Below are 16,635 nucleotides of genomic sequence, written 5' to 3'. Positions count from 1 at the left end.
ACACCTTCTGTATGTCCCAAACATACAATCACCGTGACGGCGCCAACCGCGGCATCAACAACCTCAAGCGCCTGGCCTATTTCGCCGAGGTGGTGGAAACCGGTTCGTTCACCGCCGCCGCCCAGCGGCTGGGCATCACCAAGGCCGTGGTGAGCCAACAGGTCGCCAAGCTGGAAGAAGCCTTCGCGACGACCCTGCTGGTGCGCACCACCCGCAGCGTGCGACCGACCGAGGCGGGCCGCGCCTTCTATGACCGCTGCGCCCGCATCCTCTCCGAGGCGCAGGAGGCTTTTGACGGGCTCGAGGCCGACGAGGACGCGCCCGCCGGAACGCTGCGGCTGACGGCGCCCTTCGACTATGGCGTCGCCATTGTCGTTCCCGCCATCGCCGAGTTTCAGCGCCGGTATCCCGCCTGCACCGCCGATGTCCTGATCAGCGACCAGACCCTCGACCCGGTCGAGCGGGACATCGAACTGGCGATCCGTGTCGGCTGGCTGACCGACAGCGATCTGCGCGCCCGGCGGATCGGATCGTTCCAGCAGATCCTGGTCGGCGATCCCGGCCTCGCCGCCCGCCTTGGCTCGGACTCCACGCCCGAGCAGCTCGCCGACCTGCCGTTCGTCGCCAACGGCGTCCTGCGCGACCCGCTCGGCTGGATTTTCCATGACGGCGAAGGCCAACAGCGCCGGGTTCAGATGTCGGCGGCGCTGCGCATCGACGCCACGCTCGGCGCCCTCGAAGCGGTGCGCTCCGGCGTCGGCCTGTCGGTGCTGCCTGACTACGCCGTGGAGGCCGACCTAGCCAGCGGCCGCCTGGCGCGCGTGCTGCCGAACTGGAGCCTGGAGAGCGGCGGGATCTACGCCGTCACCCCGGTGACGCGGTTTCGGCCGCGGCGGGTGGCGGCCTTTCTCGAGATCCTGGTCGAATGGGAGCGGCGGCGAACGAACGGCCGACATCTTCCCGCCACATCCATGCTGCACCGCACCACAAGCTGAGCAGCGCCCTGTGCGTTGCGGCTCGTGGCCTCTCCTCGCCTGTCGAAGGATCCCAGATGCGCCTGCCCCTGATCGCTCCCGCCGACCTCACCCCCGAACAGAAACCCCTCTACGACGACATGCGGCGAGGGATCGCCGGCCATTTCAACGCCTTCCTGGTCGAGCGCGAGGACGGCGCCCTGATGGGGCCGTGGAATCCCTGGCTGCACGAGCCGGCGATCGGCAAGGCGATCTGGGATCTCACCCTGGCCATGACGGCCAATGCGGTCCTGCCCGACAATGTCCGGCAGATCGCCATCCTGGTGGTCGGGGCGCGCTACGACGCCGCCTACGAGATCTACGCCCACATCGCCGTCGCCGAGCGCGAAGGCATGTCGCCCGAACGCCTGGCCACCCTGGTCGCCGACCTCAAGCCCAACGACCTGGCCAAGGACGAGAGCGTCGCGTTCGACGTGGCCTACGCCCTGAGCCGCGGCGGCGTGCTGCCCGAGCCGCTCTACACCCTGGCCGTCAAGATCTTCGGCCAGCATGGCGCCAACGAGCTGATCTATCTGGTCGGCCTCTACGCCCTGGTCTCGGTGACCCTCAACGGCTTCAACGTGCCGGTCCCCGAACGTGAATAGCCGGACGGGCCCCAAGCGCCGTGGGGCGGTCGCGCCGCCGGAGAAGCCCAAGCCCAACGCCACCGCGTTCGAGAGCGTCGCCCTGTTGCTGCAAGGCGGCGGGGCGCTGGGCGCCTACCAGGCTGGGGTCTACGAGGCCCTGCTGGAGGCCGAGGTCGAACCGACCTGGATCGCCGGCATCTCGATCGGCGCGATCAACAGCGCCATCATCGCTGGCAACCCACGCGAGACCCGCGTCGCTCGCCTGCGCGAGTTCTGGGAGCTGGTCAGCCAACCGCACGACGGCGGCTGGGGCAGCCTGTGGACCGACATGCTGAACGGCGACGCGGCCCGCGGCTGGGTCAATCAGCTGTCGGCGGGCCAGATCATGGCCAAGGGCGTGCCCGGCTTCTTCACCCCCCGCGCGCCGCCGCCGTTTCTGCGGCCGGCCGGCGTCGCCGGCGCGACCAGTTGGTACGATACCTCGGCTCTGAAGCCGACCTTGGAGCGGCTGGTCGATTTCGACCGGATCAACGCCAAGACGATGCGGTTCAGCGTCGGGGCGGTCAACGTCCGCACTGGCAACTTCGCCTATTTCGACAACGAGACCGACGTCATCGGTCCCGAACACATCATGGCCAGCGGCGCCCTGCCCCCGGCCTTCGACGCGGTGGAGATCAACGGCGAGTTCTACTGGGATGGCGGTCTGGTCTCCAACACGCCGCTGGACTGGGTGCTGTCGTCGCGCTCGGATCTGGACACCCTAATCTTCCAAGTCGACCTGTGGAGCGCCCAGGGCGGACTGCCGCGCGACCTGTCGGAAGTGGCCGTGCGGATGAAGGAGGTGCAGTTCTCCAGCCGCACCCGCGCGGCGACTGACAGCTTCAAGCAGATCCAGAGACTGCGCGCGGCCTTCAACGAATTGCTGGCCCAGATGCCGCCGGAGCTGGCGGCCACGCCCCAGGCGCGGCTACTGGCCGAGGCGTCGGACCCGGCGGTCTACAACATCGTCCAACTGGTCTACCGCTCGGCGACCTACGAGGGCCAGTCGAAGGACTACGAGTTCTCGCGCCGGACGATGGAAGAGCATTGGGCGGCCGGCCGCCGCGACGCCCTGCTCACCCTGGTCCATCCCGAGGTGCTGACCCCGCCCACCGCGGCCCACTCGGTCCAGACCTTCGACTTCACCACGCCGTCTGCCTCCTCCACCGCGAAAGACTGATCCCAAGGGAGATGGCTTCCTGTCGCCGCTGGCGGCGGCTGGGCCTTTGCACAACCCCAGATAACCATGTTAGCGCTATAAAAAATGGGGAGTTGTAGCGCGTGGCAAGCTTTCGGCTGACAGCGTCGATGATGTCGCTCGTCTTGGCGGCGACCATGGCTCAAGCCCAAACGCCGCCCGCACAGCCTGTTCTCCCCGCGCCGCCGGAAAAGACCCAAGCTGTCCGCGACGCCGAACGGCCCCTCTGGTCGCCGGGCGAGGCGCGCTACCTGCGTCGCTGGATGGTCACGGGCTTGGCGGAACCTTCCGCCGAGGAGGTCAAGCTGGCGGCGGGGCCCGACTGGAAGCCGCTGGCCGCCTGGGACGACCTTGTCGATCTGACGGCGGCTGGCGCGGAGGGGCGCTGGCTCTATGCCTCGGCGGTCGTCCAGCGCGAGGCGGATGGGCCGGCGGAGCTGTCGCTGGGCGCCGGCGGAGCGCTTTCGGCTTGGATCAACGGCGAACCGGTCGCGATCCCCGCCGCGCCCGCCGGCCTCTACGACGCCGTTCGCATTCCGGTGCGACTGCGCGCCGGCAATAACGCCATCCTGCTGCGCGCCGAGCGGGGCTCGGGGGCCACCTTGCTGTCGGCGCGGATCCTCTCCCCCGGTCAGCCGCTGCCCGACGTCCGGCTGCAGCCAGGGGCCTGGAGCCAGGACGGCCAGCTGAAGGTGCGCACCGACTCCCTGCCGCGTCAGGGAACCGTCGAGATTGTAGTCACCGCGCCGGGCGGCAGGGAGATGGGCCGGGCGACCGCGCCGCGCGGAACGATCGCCTCGTTGCCGACCGCCGATTGGCCCGACGGTCCCTATGAGGTCGCCGTGCGGACAATCAACGCCGCTGGACAGCCCTTGCTGGCCTTCGCGCCCTGGTACAAGGGCGACATGGCGACAGCGGCCAAGGCCCTGCTTGCTCAGGCCGCCGCCGCGACGGGTTCGGACGCCGAGGCCGGTCATTGGCGGATGCTGGGCGTCCTGGTCACGGATCGCGCGGGCGCCGATCTCTCGCGCCTGAAGGACGCCTATGCCCCGGTCCAATCAGCCCTGATGGAGGCGGCCGAGATGCGGATGGGGCCCCAGGCGGCGATCCGATCCTCGGGCTTCGCGCGCCTGGCCTGGGTCGATCCGCTGGACGGCTCCACCCAATTCTGCCGCGCCTATCTGCCGGTCGGCTACGATCCCGCCCGCGCCTGGCCGACCGTGCTGAACCTGCATGGCGCCAATCCCGCCTCGCCACCCTATGTCCGCTACTGGAGCATTGACGCCCGCCACGGGGGCGTCGTCGAGCGCTGGCCCGTGATCTGGATCGAGCCGCACGGGCGTGGCACCAACGGCTATCTCGGACCCGGCGAGCTGGACGTGATGAACTGCCTGGAGGCGGCGCGCGCCCGGTTGAACGTCGACGACACCCGCACCTATCTCACCGGCGGCTCGATGGGCGGCAAGGGAACTTGGCAGCTCGGAACCCATCACGCGGGCCGGTTCGCGGCCCTGGCCCCCGTATTCGGCGGCGCCGATCTCCGCATTGATCCCAAGGGCGGCCGCGACGATCCCGCCGCCGACCGTCCGATGGAACGCTGGCTGCGCGAGGCCGAGAGCGATTTCGTCGGGCTGGAGGCGCTGAACAACACGCCCGTCTTCATTCATCAGGGCGATGAGGACGTCGCCATAGACGCTCGCTATGCCCGTCACGTCACCGCCCTGCTGCAGCGCTGGGGCTACGATGTCCGCTATCGCGAATATCCCGGACGAGGTCACGAGGCGCTGGGCGAGGCCGACGACATCGTCGGCTGGTTCCTGCGGCAACGCCGGATCGAGGCGCCGACCAAGGTTCGCCTGCGCGCCGCCGATCTGCGCGCCGCCCAAGCCCACTGGATAACCGTCGATCGCGCGCTGGCGCCGCTGTCGGTGATCCAGGTCGACGCCGAGATGACCGAACCCGGTGTGCTGCGGCTCGACACCCGCAATGTCGCCCGCCTGACCCTTGCCCCGCCGGCGTCTCTGCTGAAGTCGAACGGACCTCTGAAGGTCGTGTGGAACGGCCGTCCCCTTGAGGTCTCCCCCAGCCCGGACGGCCACGTGACCCTGACCGCGCCCGACGCGCCCAAGGGAGCCAGCTTCAAGACCCCCGCCCTGCCCGGCGGCGCCTTCGACATCCTGTCGACGCCCTTCGTCATCGTCGTCGGCACGACGGCCCGCGATCCCGAGATGCGCGCCGAAATTCGCCGCAAGGCCGAGACCCTCGCTGGCGTGTGGCGCTCGGTCTACGGCGACGAACCCCGTGTCGTCGACGACAAGGCGCTGACGGCCGAGCAGGAGAAGGGCCTCTCGTTGATCCTGCTCGGTGGGCCTGACGCCAATGCGGTCGCCGCCCGACTGCGTCGCGACCTGCCGCTGACCGCGGCCCCGGACGCGATCACGGTCGATGGCCGGCGGTTCGCGGCCAAGGACGCCTACGCCGTCATGCTTCATCCCAATCCGCGCGCGGCGAACCGTTACGTGCTCTCGGTGACCGCCACCTCGGCCGCCGGCCTGTTCGCGTGGGAGCCGCTCTCGCTGGTCACCATCACGGGTGACTCCATCGGCAATTCATACGACTGGTGGATCAGCGATGGACGGCGGCTCGTTCAGGCCAAGGGCCGGACGCCGGACCGCGGTTGGATCGCCTCCGGCGTCTTCGACCAGACGTGGCGACGCGACGATCGCTGGACCTTCCTGGGCGATCCCGCGCTGCGCGCCGCCGCGCCGCTGCTGGTGCGCCCCAAGGCGACGACTACGTTGCCGTCGGCGGTCCTGGATCGCTATGTCGGCCGCTACGCCCTGGTCGGCCGTCCCGAGGTGACGCTCGCGCTGCGACGCGACGGCGAGGTCCTGATGGTCGATCCGCCGGCGCGCCTGCCAAGCGACAAGCTGCTGGCAGAGAGTCCGACGAAGTTCCGCCTGGCCTCGGACGGCTCCCTCGTCGAGGCCTTGCTCGACCCGACCGGAAAGATCGTCGAGATACGCTTTGGCGAAGGCGCCGGCGTCTCCGTTTGGCGGCCAGCGCCGAAGTAGTTCGTTTTGCAAGGCGCGCGAGCTGCCTCAAACGCCTGCGCTGAACGTCCTCTCAGCCCTTCAGCCCTCAGCAGCGCTCTCGAAGACGAAATCCGCATAACCGCCTTCCGCGGCCAGTCGGCAGGCCTCGCCATAGCGTTGGAAGCCGCCGGTATACATGCTCAAGCCGCGCGGTTTGCCGCGGATATTGCCGCCGACGTACCAGGTGTTGGCCTTGGACACGAGGGTCAGCTCCGCCAGCCCATAGACGGTGTCCATCCACGCCTGCTCGGCGCGGTCGGTCGGCTGCATGGTCGATAGGCCTTCCTGGCGCATGTGGGCGATCGCGTCCGCGATCCAATCGACGTTCTGCTGATCCAGCGTGATGATATTGGCCAGCGCCGCCGGTCCGTTCGGACCGCAGACGAGGAAGAGGTTCGGGAAGGACGACATCATCAGGCCGAGATGCGACCTGGCGCCGTCATGCCACTTGTCGCGCAGCTCGACACCGCCACGACCACTGACATCGAAGTTCAACAGGGCGCCGGTAAGGCCGTCATAGCCGGTGGCGAAGATCAGCATGTCCAGCGCCACCTCGCCGGCGGTGGTCAGCAGGCCGGTCTCCGTGATCTTGACGATCGGGCTCTCGAGACAGTCGTGCAGCGCGACATGCGGCAGGTTGAAGGTCTCGTAGTATTCGGTGTCGAGGCAGGGCCGGCGCGCGAAGATCGGGTAGCCGCGCGGCTTCAGCTTTTCGGCGGCAACGGGATCGGCGACCACCTCGCTGATCTTGTCGCGGACGAATTCGGCCACCTGCTCATTGGCCTCCGCATTGATCAGCAGGTCCGAGAAGGCTCCCAGGAACGACAGGCCGCCGCGCGCCCAGGCGTCTTCCATCAGCGCCCGCCGCTGCTCGGGCGTGACGCTGAAGAACGGCCGTGTCGATTGCGGGCGCACGCCGCCCAACGGGCTGTTTCGCGCGGCCTGCCGAATGCCGGCGTAGTTGCGCTTGATCTCGGCGACGTAGTCGGGCTCCAGCGCGACGTTGCGCATCGGCAGCGTGAAGCTCGGGGTGCGCTGGAACACCGTCAGCGCACCGGCGGTCTTGGCGACCTCCGGGACGATCTGAACGCCCGTCGAGCCGGTGCCGACCAGCCCGACCCGCTTGCCCTCGAAGCTGACCGGCTCGTGCGGCCACTTGGCCGCCAGCAGGATCTCGCCCTTGAAATCATCGGCCCCGTCGAACGGAACGCCCTTGGGGATCGACAACGGACCCGACGCCATGACGCAGTAGGTCGCCTCGAAGACGCGTCCGTCATCGGTGGTGACCCGCCAGACGCGGGTCGCATCCTGATAGACCGCCCCCGTGACGCGGGTCTCGAACAGGAAGCGCCGGCGCAGGTCCAGACGATCGGCCGCGAAGTTGGCGTAGGCCAGGATTTCCGGTTGAGCGGCGAACTGCTCGGTCCAGGTCCATTCCTGCTCGAGCTCCGGAGAGAACGCGTAGCAGTAGTCGAGGCTCATCAGGTCACAGCGCGCGCCCGGATAGCGGTTCCAGTACCAGACACCGCCGACGTCGCCGCCGGCCTCGATCCCCTGAACGGTCAGGCCCATGCCGCTGAGCTTGTGCACGGCGTACATCCCGCCAAAGCCGGCGCCGATGACGAGCGCATCGATACGAATAGGCTGTTGGCCTGCGGCAGGCTGTTTCGACGCGGTCATGGCGATCTCCCTGAGGAACCATTGCCTGTGTCGTCGCCCCCGCCCCCGCCCGACCAGCAAGAGCGCCGACGGAGCGCGAACATCACGGATGTGTCTGTTGACCGGATCAGGAGGCCTCGGCCGCGATCGCGGTGGCGGTGCGATAGTCGGCCTTGCCGCTCTCGTGCCGCGGCACGGTGTCCACCAGGATGAAACGCTTGGGGTGCTTGTAGCTGGAGAGGGTGTGAGCCAAGCCCGCTCTCACGCGGGCCTCGTCGAACGCGCCGTCTGGCTTGAGGATCGCCACGACGATCTTGCCCCATGTCTCGTCCGGCTGACCCACGACCAGCACGTCGCCGACGCCCGGCTGCAGCTTCAGGGCCTCCTCGACCTCTTCCGGGAACACCTTCTCGCCGCCGGTGTTGATCGACAAGTTGCCGCGACCGATCAGGGTGAACTGGTTGGGCGGCATCCAGCGGGCGAAGTCGCCCGGCGCGGCGTAGCGGACGCCGTCGATCATGCAGTAGGTGGCGGCGGTCTTCTCCGGGTCGCCGAAATAGCCCAGCGCCATGGGCCCGCTCCGCGCGATGAAGCCTTCCGATGGTCGATCCTTGGGCATCACCGCTCCGGTGTCCGGATCGATCAGGACCGTCAGGGCGGCCGCGTCGAACACGCCGGTCTCTGGGACATGGCCCGCCTTGGCGATCGAATAGCCGAACCCGGACGCCTCGGAGGCCCCCAGGATGTCGACGAGCGTGATGTGGGGCAGCTGGCGCAGCAGGCCGTCCTTGATCTCCTTGGACCAGGTCAGGCCCGCCGAACTGATGGCCTTCAGGCTGGAAAGGTCGTAGGCGCCGGGCGCGGCTTCCAGGGCCTTGAGCATCGGCTTGGCGAAGACGTCTCCGACGATGGCGATGCGGGTGGCGCGGTGCTTATCGACCTCGCGCCAGAGGTCGTGGGCGTCGAATCTGTCGCTGGACAGGATGATCGCCGTCCCGCCATTGAGCAGATCGCCCATCGCCGCGTTGCTGCCGGAGCCGTGCATCAGCGGACAGGCCGGAACGATGCGGCTGGGCGCGGCCGTGGCGCGCACGATCTCGGCGTGTTCCTCCATGGAAAGCGGCACGCGCGCGATCAGCGGTGACTCCAGCTGGACGCGGCGCGCCTGGCCGGTCGGCCAGTGGACGCCCTTGGGCTTGCCCGTGGTGCCGCCGGTATAAAGCAGGTAGCCGTCGTCGGGAGAACGCGTGATGGCCAGCGGCTGGCCGTCGCCGGTTCGCACCAAGGTCTCGTAGGAGAGAACCCCCTCGGGCGCGGCTTGTGGGGATCGCTCGCCTTCGATCCGCACCCAGGCGCGAACGCAGGGCAGTCGGACCTGCAGCGGCTCCAGCAGCGCGTCGAAGTCCGACTGGTAGAAGAGCGCCGCCGCGCCGCAGTCGTTGAGCACGTAGGCGATCTCGTCGGCCGTGTAGCGGTAGTTGAGATTGACCGTCAGCAGGCGCGCCTTCACGCCGGCGACGAGGAATTCCATGTAGGCGGGGTGGTTGCGGCACAGGATGCCCACCCGCGCGTCCGGCTCCAAGCCAAGATCGACCAGCGCCTTAGCCAGGTTGTTGGTGCGACGGTCGAATTCGTCCCAGGTCACCACGGTGTCGCGCCAGATCAGGGCGGGCCGTTCCGGCGGCACGACGCGCGCGACCGCGTCGAGGATGTCTCCATAGTTCCAGTTCACGGCGGCCTCCCGGGTCTCTTTCCCGAAAGCTATGGGCCAGCCGGGGACGAGCGGCCTTGGACGACCGGCGACGCTGACAAATCACGTGGGTGATGCGCGCGGCCTCGATGCGAACCCTGATGTGTTCGCCCTCCGCCGTCAGACGATCGGAAGCCTCGCTGGAATCTTATCACCCATGTGATTAGCGCCGGAGCCGCCGCACGCGTGAACGGTGAGACCGTGGCATGGGGTTTGGTGTCTCCAGGAGGAAGCGTCATGACGTTCACCGTGGAGATCGTCGGCAAGGAGCGCTGCCGATTGGGCGAGTCGCCGGTTTGGGATGGCGAGGCGCGCCTGCTCTACTGGGTCGACAGCGTCGCCCCGTCGCTCTGGCGGTACGATCCGGCGACTGGTGAGCAATCTCAGATCCCCGCGCCCCAGATGATCGGAAGTATCGTCTTGGGCCGGCCCGGCGAATTGATCGCGGGCCTGACCGACGGCGTCTATCGGGTCCAGCCCGACACGGGGGCGTTCACGCCGATCGCCCTGCCGAAGACCCTCGCCCCAAACGAACGCTTCAACGACGGCAAGGCCGATCGTCAAGGCCGGTTCGTGACCGGGACCATGGCCACGCGTCCCGACGCGGGTCGGGTCGGCAAGCTCTACCGCTTCTCCGCCGGGGGGGCCTGGGAGATCCTGCCCACCGATCCGCTGGAAATCTCCAACAGCACCTGTTTCAGCCCGGACGGCGCGACGCTCTATTTCGCCGACAGCCTGCGACACATGCTGTGGGCGTTCAGCTACGACACCAAGACCGGCGCCTTGGGCGACAAGCGCGATCTCTTCGAGACCGGCGGCTTCGGAAGCGCTCCCGACGGGGCCACGGTCGACGCCGAGGGCTTCATCTGGCTCGCGCTCGTCCAGGCCCAGAAGCTCGTCCGCATCTCACCGCAAGGGCGGCTGGACCGTGTCGTCGCAAGCCCCGCCCCGCTGTCCTCGTGCCCGGCGTTTGGCGGCGAGGATCTCGACATCCTCTACGTCACCTCGATCTCCGACAGCGGCGGCCGCCTCAAGAGCGACGTCGATGCTTCCGGCCGGCTTCTGGCCTTTCATGGCCTTGGCGTGCGCGGCATCGCCGAGGCGCGCTGTTTCCTCTGACCCGCGGTAGACCATGAACCTTGACCTGACCCCGGAGCAGCTCGCCTTCCGCGAGGACGTGCGCGCCTTCTTCGCCGAGAACACGCCCGAGTCCTTCAAGTCTCGCGTGCGCGCCGGCATGCGGCTCGAGCCGGAGGAGTTCACCCGGTGGCAGCGCCTGCTGCACGCCCGCGGATGGGGCGCGCCGTCATGGCCGAAAGAATACGGCGGCGCCGGCTGGGACCCGACCCAGCTCTATATCTTCGAGACGGAAGCCTCGCGCGCCGACGCGCCCGTCCAATTTCACCAGGGCCTCGAACTGATCGGCCCGATCATCTTCACGTTCGGCAGCGAGGCGCAGAAGGCCAGATACCTGCCGGCGATCGTCTCGGGCGACGACTGGTGGTGTCAGGGCTATTCCGAGCCGAACGCGGGCTCGGACCTGGCCTCGCTGTCGACCCGGGCGGTTCGCGACGGCGACGACTACGTGATCTCCGGCCAGAAGGCCTGGACGAGCTACGCCCATGTAGCCAACCGGATGTTCCTGCTGGCGCGGACGGATCCGGACGCGCGCAAACAGGCTGGCATCTCGCTGTTCCTGATCGACCTCGACACGCCGGGCGTCACCATCCGCCCGGTCATCACCATGGACGAGATCCATCACACCAACGAGGTGTTCCTCGACGACGTGCGCGTGCCGGGCTCGGCCCTGCTGGGCGAGGAAGGCAAGGGCTGGAGCTACGGCAAGGTCCTGCTCGACCGCGAGCGGGGCGTCACCGCCGCCACCACGACCCGCCTGGCCCAGCAGTTGCGTGGGGCCCGCCAGGCCGCGGCCGAGACCATCGTTGGCGGCGCGCGCCTGGCCGATGATCCACGCGTCGCCGACCGCCTGGCCCAGTTTGAACTGGAAGTCATGGCCCTGGAGGCGATGGTCATGCGCACCATGGCCGAGGCCGCGTCGGGGCAGGACTCCGGTCCCCGGGCCTCGATGATCAAGATCCGCTGGTCCGAGCTCCTGCAGCAGATCACCGAATACTGGGTCGAGCTTCAGGGATACGGCGCCATGGCATTCGCCGCACTGGATCCTGCTGAGACGCCCGAAGCCTGGCCGGCCAAGGGGATGGTCTATTCCCGCGTCACCAGCATCTACGGCGGCTCCAACGAAATCCAACGCAACATCATCGCCCGGCGGGCGCTAGGTCTCTGAGGTCCCCATGAATTTCGACCTTTCCGAAGAGCAGCGGCTCCTGAAGGACAGCGCCTGGCGCTACGGCGCCGACCATGGGGACTTGACCGCCTGGCGTGCTCGGGTCGCGCGCGGCGAGGCCTACGACGCGGCGAGCTGGCGGCGCATGGCCGATCTCGGCTGGTTGGCGCTGACGGTGCCGGAGGACGACGGCGGCCTCGGCGCCGGCCCCTTCGAGACCATGGTCGTGGCCGAGGCGTTCGGCCGTTACCTGATGCTCGAGCCCTTTGTGTCCGCGTGTGTGATCGCGCCGGTGCTGCTGGGCGCGGCGACGGACGCGGTGCGTGCGCGCCTCCTGTCCGGCCTCGTCGAAGGTGGGGTCGTGGTCAGCCTGGCCGACGCCGAACCGGCGGGCCGGTTCGATCTCAACCGGATCACCACGCGCGCGGAGGTCGTCGACGGCGGCTATCGTCTCACCGGCGAAAAGAGCCACGCGCTCGACGGCGGCGTGGCCGACTGGTTCATCGTTCCGGCGCGAACAGCCGGAGCGGACGACGACGAGGCTGGCGTCAGTCTGTTCCTGGCGCCGGCCAAGGCCGAAGGACTGACGGTCGTGCGCGGCCGCGCGATGGACAATCGCCACAACGCCAGCCTCAAGCTCGATAGCGTGGTCGTGCCGGGCGAGAACCTGATTGGAGATCTGGGCGAAGGCTTTGGCCTGCTTCGCAAGGCCGTGGACCATGGCCTCGTCGCGCGGCTGGCCGAAGCGGTGGGCGCGATGGACGCGGTCCACGAAATGACCCTGGAATACCTGAAGACCCGCAAGCAGTTCGGCCAGACCCTGGGGTCGTTCCAGGCGCTTCAGCACCGCGCCGTCGACATGGCGATCGCCTGCGAGGAAGCACGGTCGATGATGTATCTGGCGACGATCGCCCTGTCGGGCGACGCCGCCCGACGCCGGAAGGTGATCGCCGCGGCCAAGGCTCGCGTTGGCCAGACCAGTCTCTATGTCGGCCGTCAGGCCGTGCAGCTTCATGGCGGCGTCGGCTTCACCGAAGAACTGGCCGTCGCCCACTACCTCAAGCGCCTGATCATGATCGACATGGCGTTCGGCAATGCGGACCACCACCGCGCCGAGCTGGCGAAAAGCCTCAAGCCCGGCGCGGTCGCGGCTTAGCCGCTAGGCCAAGGCAGTCGCCAGACCGCCGTCCACCGTGAGAACCTGGCCGGTGACGAAGTCGCTGTCTTCGCAAGCCAGGTAGCGGACCGCCTTGGCGATGTCGTCGGCCGAGCCCAGCCGTCCCAACGGCGTCTGGTCGACGCGCTTGGCGATGCGGTCCTCCGAGACCACGCGGCGTACGCCCTCGGTGTCCACCGTCGAGGGCGCCACCGCGTTGACGCGGATATTCACCGCCCCCAGCTCGGCGGCCGCCGCCCGGGTGAGGCCCGTGACCCCCGCCTTGACGCCGCAATAGGCGATGCCGTTCGGGATGCCGAGGAAGGCGCTGACGGACGCGATGTTGACGATCGAACCGCCGCCCGAGGCGGCCATCAGCGGCGCGGCCGCCTGCATGCCCCAGATCACGCCGGAGAAGCCGACGCCGACCATGCGGTCCAGGCTTTCGGGACGAATGTCGGCGAGCGGCTCGTAGACGTTCCACATCGCGTTGTTCACCAGGATGTCGAACCGGCCGAACTGCTCATTGATCGAACCCAAGGTCGCGATCACGGCCTCCCGGTCGGAGACGTCGCAGCCCAAGCCAAGCGCCTGGCCGCCGGCGGCGACGATTTCGTCGGCCGCGGCCTGAGCCCAGTGCGTCTTCAAATCCAGCAAGGCCACGACCGCGCCTTCGGCCGCCAGCAGGGCCGCGGTCGCCCGTCCCAGGCCTCTCGAAGCCCCCGTCACCACGGCGACCCGTCCTTCTAGTCGACCACCCATCGTCCCCTCCTCCGTTTTGAAGCTTGTCTGGTCGAGCAGCGGCGCCCGCGCGAGCCGCGCCTTCACAAGGCATAGCCGCCCTCGCCGCCCCGCCCAGCTCTTTGGCCGACCCGGACGGCAACATCACCGATGTGATGGCCACGAAAAAAGACGGCGGCCTTTCGACCGCCGCCAGGCGCGAGGACCGGTTCCTCGAAGGATCAGAAGGTCTTCTGGACAGAGACGCCGATGATGCGGGGCTCGGTGAAGACCGCGTTGGCCACCTGGGCCAGCGCCTCGTCGACCAGGAACACGTCGTTGATCGCGCGCTTGTTGAAGACGTTCTTGACGTACGCCTCCACCTCCAGGCCGCGCTCGTCATTGACGACGCGCAGCGAGAGGTTGGCGTTGTCCCAGCCCTTGATCTGATCGATCGCCGAGTTGAAGACGCGGGCCTGGGACTTGCCTTGGCGGTAGTAGTCGCCGCGCACGGTCCCCTCCCAGCCATCCAGCACGTCGAACGAGTACTGGGCGCCGACGGACGCGGTCCAATGCGGCGAGCCGGGCAGCTGGTTGCCCTTCAGCTTGGCCGCGACACCGTCGGACGGCGTCACGCCGAAGGAGGTGGCGAAGGTTCCCGAGCAGACGCCCAGCAAGGCGGCGGGATTGCCCGAAACGCCGGCGACAGTCGGGGCGCCCGGCGACTGCTGGATAACCGCCAACAGATTGGCCAAGGCCGCTGTTGGGGCCACGCAGCCCGCCGCACCCGAAGTCTTGACGAGCGTCAGGCTCGGATCGTGGTTGGTGCGGTTCATCGGGTCGATGGACTCGCCGTTCTTGATCTTGGTGTCGAGCAAGCCCAGCGTGCCGTTCATGCGGAAGCGCTTGACGGGCTCCCAGACCGCTTCCAGTTCGGCGCCCTTGATCTCGGCGTCGATGTTCTCGGTGGTCGAGATCCGATTGACGAACTTCGAGATCTGGTAGCCCTTGTAGTCATAGAAAAAGGCCGCGCCGTTCAGGATCAGAGTACCGCCCAGCAGCGTGTTCTTGGTCCCCAGCTCAAAGGCGTTGACGTATTCCGGGTCGTAGAAGGGCCGCGCCGTCGTCACCTGGCCGATGTTGTTCGGACCGCCGCCCTTATAGCCGCGCGAGTAGAAGCCATAGATCAGGGTGTCGTTTGTGAAGCCCAGGTTCGGCTTCCAGTCGAAGCCCGCGCGTCCAGTGAATTTCTTGAACTCAGCGACCAGATGGGGCGGCGTCCCGGGGACAAGGCCGCTGCCCGGGGACAACAGTTTGACCGGGTAGTTGTCGAGCGTCTTCTTGTCGTCGGTGTAGCGCAGACCGACGGTGAACTTCAGATCGGGCGTCGCCTGATAGTAGAGCTCGCCGAACAGCGCGTTGGAGTCCAGGTGGTAGGGCTGGAAGCTCTGGTAGTTGCCGTGACCCTCGCCGCTCGGGACCCGGTTGGGATCGATGTAGACACACGTCCCCCCCGGCGCGCAGGGCGCGCCGCCATTGGCCGCCAGCGCGCCATAGGTGAAGGCGTTCGACATGATGTAGAACGACTGGACCACGTCATAGCGCAGGGCCAGGGCTCCGAGGCTGAAGTTCAGCGGCCCGGCGAAGCTTGATTGCAGGCGAAGCTCCTGGCTCCACTGACGCGACGGGGTGGTGATGCGGTCGGAGACCGTCACGCGGTTGGACGGCCCCAGCTGCGGATCGTTGACGACGCCTCCCGGCGCCAGCGCCGTGCTGTTGAATGGCGTCGACGCCTGGAAGCGGTTCATCTCCTCACGCGCGTCCAGGTCGCCGTCGTAGTACGAGGTCAGCGAGTTCAGCTGCAGGGAATCGTTGATGTCCCAGGCGATGTTCAGCGTGAAGACATCTTCCTTGGCCCGGTAGTACGGATTCATGCTCGAGTCGATCACGTCCAGCCCCTTGGGCTGGGACCCGCCATAGAGATCGCCGCTGGCCAGGCCGCGGCTGAAGGCGACGATGCCGTAGAGCGTCGCCAGGGAGTTGGGCGTACCGTAAGCGGCGTCGTTATAGACCGAGGCGTCGGCGCAGCCGCTGCTCAGGAAGCCGCGGGCCACGGCGCTGGTGACGGCCGTGCCGCCCACCGAGCTCGGGCCGGGGTCGCGCGTGCAAAGGCCCTTGCCGGTGCGAAGACGGGTGTCTTCCTCCTCGAACCGCTGCCAGACCAGGTTGGCGTCGAGGTTCGAGGTCGGCCGCCAGCGCAGGCTGGCTCGGAAGGAGTAGAGGTCGCGATTGTCGACCTTGTCCCCCGTGCCCAGGTTGTCGACGAAGCCGCCGCGGTTGAGGGTGGCGCCGGCCAAGCGCAGGTCGAGCTTGTCGCCGACCAGTGGGATGTTGACCATCCCGCGCAGCTTGCGGCCGTCATAGTTGCTGACCTCGGCCCGCAGCACGCCCTCGAACGCGCCGGTGGGCTTGGCGCTGATGACGTTGACCGCGCCGCCGGTGGCGCTGCGACCGTAGAGCGTGCCTTGCGGACCGCGCAGGACCTCGACCCGTTCAACATCGAAGAACTCGGCTTCGAACAGGCGGTTGGACGTCAACGGCGCGCCGTTGAAGTGCACGCCCGTGGACGTGTCGCCCGTGACCGCCGTCTGCTTGGTGCCGATGCCGCGGATCTGAAAATTGTAGCCGCTGTAGAAGCTCTTGGCGAAAGTGACGTTCGGAATCGCCAGCTGCAGGTTTGGGCCGCCGTCGATCTTCTGGCGCCTGAGCATGTCGCCGGAGAAGGCCGACACGGCGATCGGCACTTCCTGCAGCTTTTCTTCGCGGCGCTGAGCCGTGACGACCAGTTCGTCGAGCGTCGCGGTCTCCTGCGCCGGAGCCTGGGCGGCGACCTGGGCCGTCGCCGGCGAAGCCAGGAACAAAGAGAGCGTCGAAGCGCCGGCGAGCAAGGTCGCACGGCGCAAGGTCTGCGCGATCACCATTCGTTTCCCCCAATGAGCTTCCGCTGGCGCGGGCTCATCCGTGATTGTTGCGACGCGCTAGCGGCGTCTCGCCTAGGGAGCAGCGGCGAGCGTGATCTCGCCAGTGAAGGAAGAATAGACCTCTGAATATCG

At 68.0% G+C, this 16,635-nt stretch carries 10 protein-coding genes and 1 pseudogene; 7 read left to right on the top strand and 4 right to left on the bottom strand.

Features of this window, described 5'->3' with window-relative positions:
- Positions 1–11: 11 nt before the first annotated feature.
- From ASC70_RS13440 to ASC70_RS13425, 4 genes are all read left to right on the top strand, one after another.
- Positions 12–995: a LysR family transcriptional regulator gene (locus ASC70_RS13440; protein ID WP_056050856.1), complete on the top strand. Its 984-nt coding sequence runs from the start codon at positions 12–14 to the stop codon at positions 993–995.
- A gap of 56 nt (positions 996–1,051) precedes the next feature.
- Complete coding sequence (locus ASC70_RS13435) at positions 1,052–1,618, top strand: carboxymuconolactone decarboxylase family protein (RefSeq protein ID WP_056050852.1); 567 nt, start codon at positions 1,052–1,054, stop codon at positions 1,616–1,618.
- On the top strand, positions 1,611–2,819 hold the full coding sequence (locus tag ASC70_RS13430) for a patatin-like phospholipase family protein (protein ID WP_056050850.1): 1,209 nt from the start codon (positions 1,611–1,613) through the stop codon (positions 2,817–2,819). The genes ASC70_RS13435 and ASC70_RS13430 overlap by 8 nt, the downstream gene beginning before the upstream one ends.
- A 155-nt stretch (positions 2,820–2,974) precedes the next feature.
- Positions 2,975–5,911, top strand: a complete 2,937-nt coding sequence (locus tag ASC70_RS13425) for a prolyl oligopeptidase family serine peptidase (RefSeq protein WP_162247219.1) — start codon at positions 2,975–2,977, stop codon at positions 5,909–5,911.
- 60 nt (positions 5,912–5,971) lie between these two features.
- On the opposite strand, the gene ASC70_RS13420 is transcribed toward ASC70_RS13425, so the two are convergent.
- Both ASC70_RS13420 and ASC70_RS13415 read right to left on the bottom strand, forming a co-directional pair.
- Positions 5,972–7,612: an NAD(P)/FAD-dependent oxidoreductase gene (locus ASC70_RS13420; RefSeq protein ID WP_056050846.1), complete on the bottom strand. Its 1,641-nt coding sequence runs from the start codon at positions 7,610–7,612 to the stop codon at positions 5,972–5,974.
- A gap of 106 nt (positions 7,613–7,718) precedes the next feature.
- Positions 7,719–9,323, bottom strand: coding sequence for an acyl-CoA synthetase (locus ASC70_RS13415; RefSeq protein ID WP_056050844.1), 1,605 nt, complete (start codon positions 9,321–9,323; stop codon positions 7,719–7,721).
- Between the two features lie 255 nt (positions 9,324–9,578).
- Here ASC70_RS13415 and ASC70_RS13410 point away from each other — a divergent pair, with 255 nt between their 5' ends.
- Genes ASC70_RS13410 through ASC70_RS13400 form a run of 3 tightly spaced genes read left to right on the top strand, consistent with a single transcriptional unit; the run spans position 9,579 to position 12,802 of the window.
- Positions 9,579–10,460 (top strand): SMP-30/gluconolactonase/LRE family protein, encoded by an 882-nt coding sequence (locus tag ASC70_RS13410; protein ID WP_056050842.1) that lies wholly within the window; start codon positions 9,579–9,581, stop codon positions 10,458–10,460.
- Positions 10,461–10,473: 13 nt separating this feature from the next.
- Positions 10,474–11,646 (top strand): acyl-CoA dehydrogenase family protein, encoded by a 1,173-nt coding sequence (locus tag ASC70_RS13405; protein WP_056050840.1) that lies wholly within the window; start codon positions 10,474–10,476, stop codon positions 11,644–11,646.
- A gap of 7 nt (positions 11,647–11,653) precedes the next feature.
- A complete protein-coding gene (locus ASC70_RS13400) occupies positions 11,654–12,802 on the top strand; it encodes an acyl-CoA dehydrogenase family protein (RefSeq protein ID WP_056050839.1) in 1,149 nt (382 codons plus the stop codon).
- Between the two features lie 3 nt (positions 12,803–12,805).
- On the opposite strand, the gene ASC70_RS13395 is transcribed toward ASC70_RS13400, so the two are convergent.
- Together ASC70_RS13395 and ASC70_RS13390 are read right to left on the bottom strand one after the other, a co-directional pair.
- Positions 12,806–13,564, bottom strand: a complete 759-nt coding sequence (locus ASC70_RS13395) for an SDR family NAD(P)-dependent oxidoreductase (protein WP_056052746.1) — start codon at positions 13,562–13,564, stop codon at positions 12,806–12,808.
- 200 nt (positions 13,565–13,764) lie between these two features.
- Positions 13,765–16,541 (bottom strand): annotated as a pseudogene (locus ASC70_RS13390) (TonB-dependent receptor).
- Between the last annotated feature and the right edge of the window lie 94 nt (positions 16,542–16,635).

This window comes from Caulobacter sp. Root343 (assembly GCF_001425745.1).
Taxonomy (GTDB): domain Bacteria; phylum Pseudomonadota; class Alphaproteobacteria; order Caulobacterales; family Caulobacteraceae; genus Caulobacter.
Note: the sequence above shows the minus strand (reverse complement) of the source record. Positions and strands in the feature narration are given on the sequence as shown.

Excerpts from the sequence above, each read along its gene's own strand:
- ASC70_RS13440 (WP_056050856.1), top strand. The coding sequence starts at position 12 with ATGTCCCAAACATACAATCACCGTGACGGCGCCAACCGCGGCATCAAC.
- ASC70_RS13435 (WP_056050852.1), top strand. The coding sequence starts at position 1,052 with ATGCGCCTGCCCCTGATCGCTCCCGCCGACCTCACCCCCGAACAGAAA.
- ASC70_RS13425 (WP_162247219.1), top strand. The coding sequence starts at position 2,975 with ATGGCTCAAGCCCAAACGCCGCCCGCACAGCCTGTTCTCCCCGCGCCG.
- ASC70_RS13420 (WP_056050846.1), bottom strand. The coding sequence starts at position 7,612 with ATGACCGCGTCGAAACAGCCTGCCGCAGGCCAACAGCCTATTCGTATC.
- ASC70_RS13410 (WP_056050842.1), top strand. The coding sequence starts at position 9,579 with ATGACGTTCACCGTGGAGATCGTCGGCAAGGAGCGCTGCCGATTGGGC.
- ASC70_RS13405 (WP_056050840.1), top strand. The coding sequence starts at position 10,474 with ATGAACCTTGACCTGACCCCGGAGCAGCTCGCCTTCCGCGAGGACGTG.
- ASC70_RS13400 (WP_056050839.1), top strand. The coding sequence starts at position 11,654 with ATGAATTTCGACCTTTCCGAAGAGCAGCGGCTCCTGAAGGACAGCGCC.
- ASC70_RS13395 (WP_056052746.1), bottom strand. The coding sequence starts at position 13,564 with ATGGGTGGTCGACTAGAAGGACGGGTCGCCGTGGTGACGGGGGCTTCG.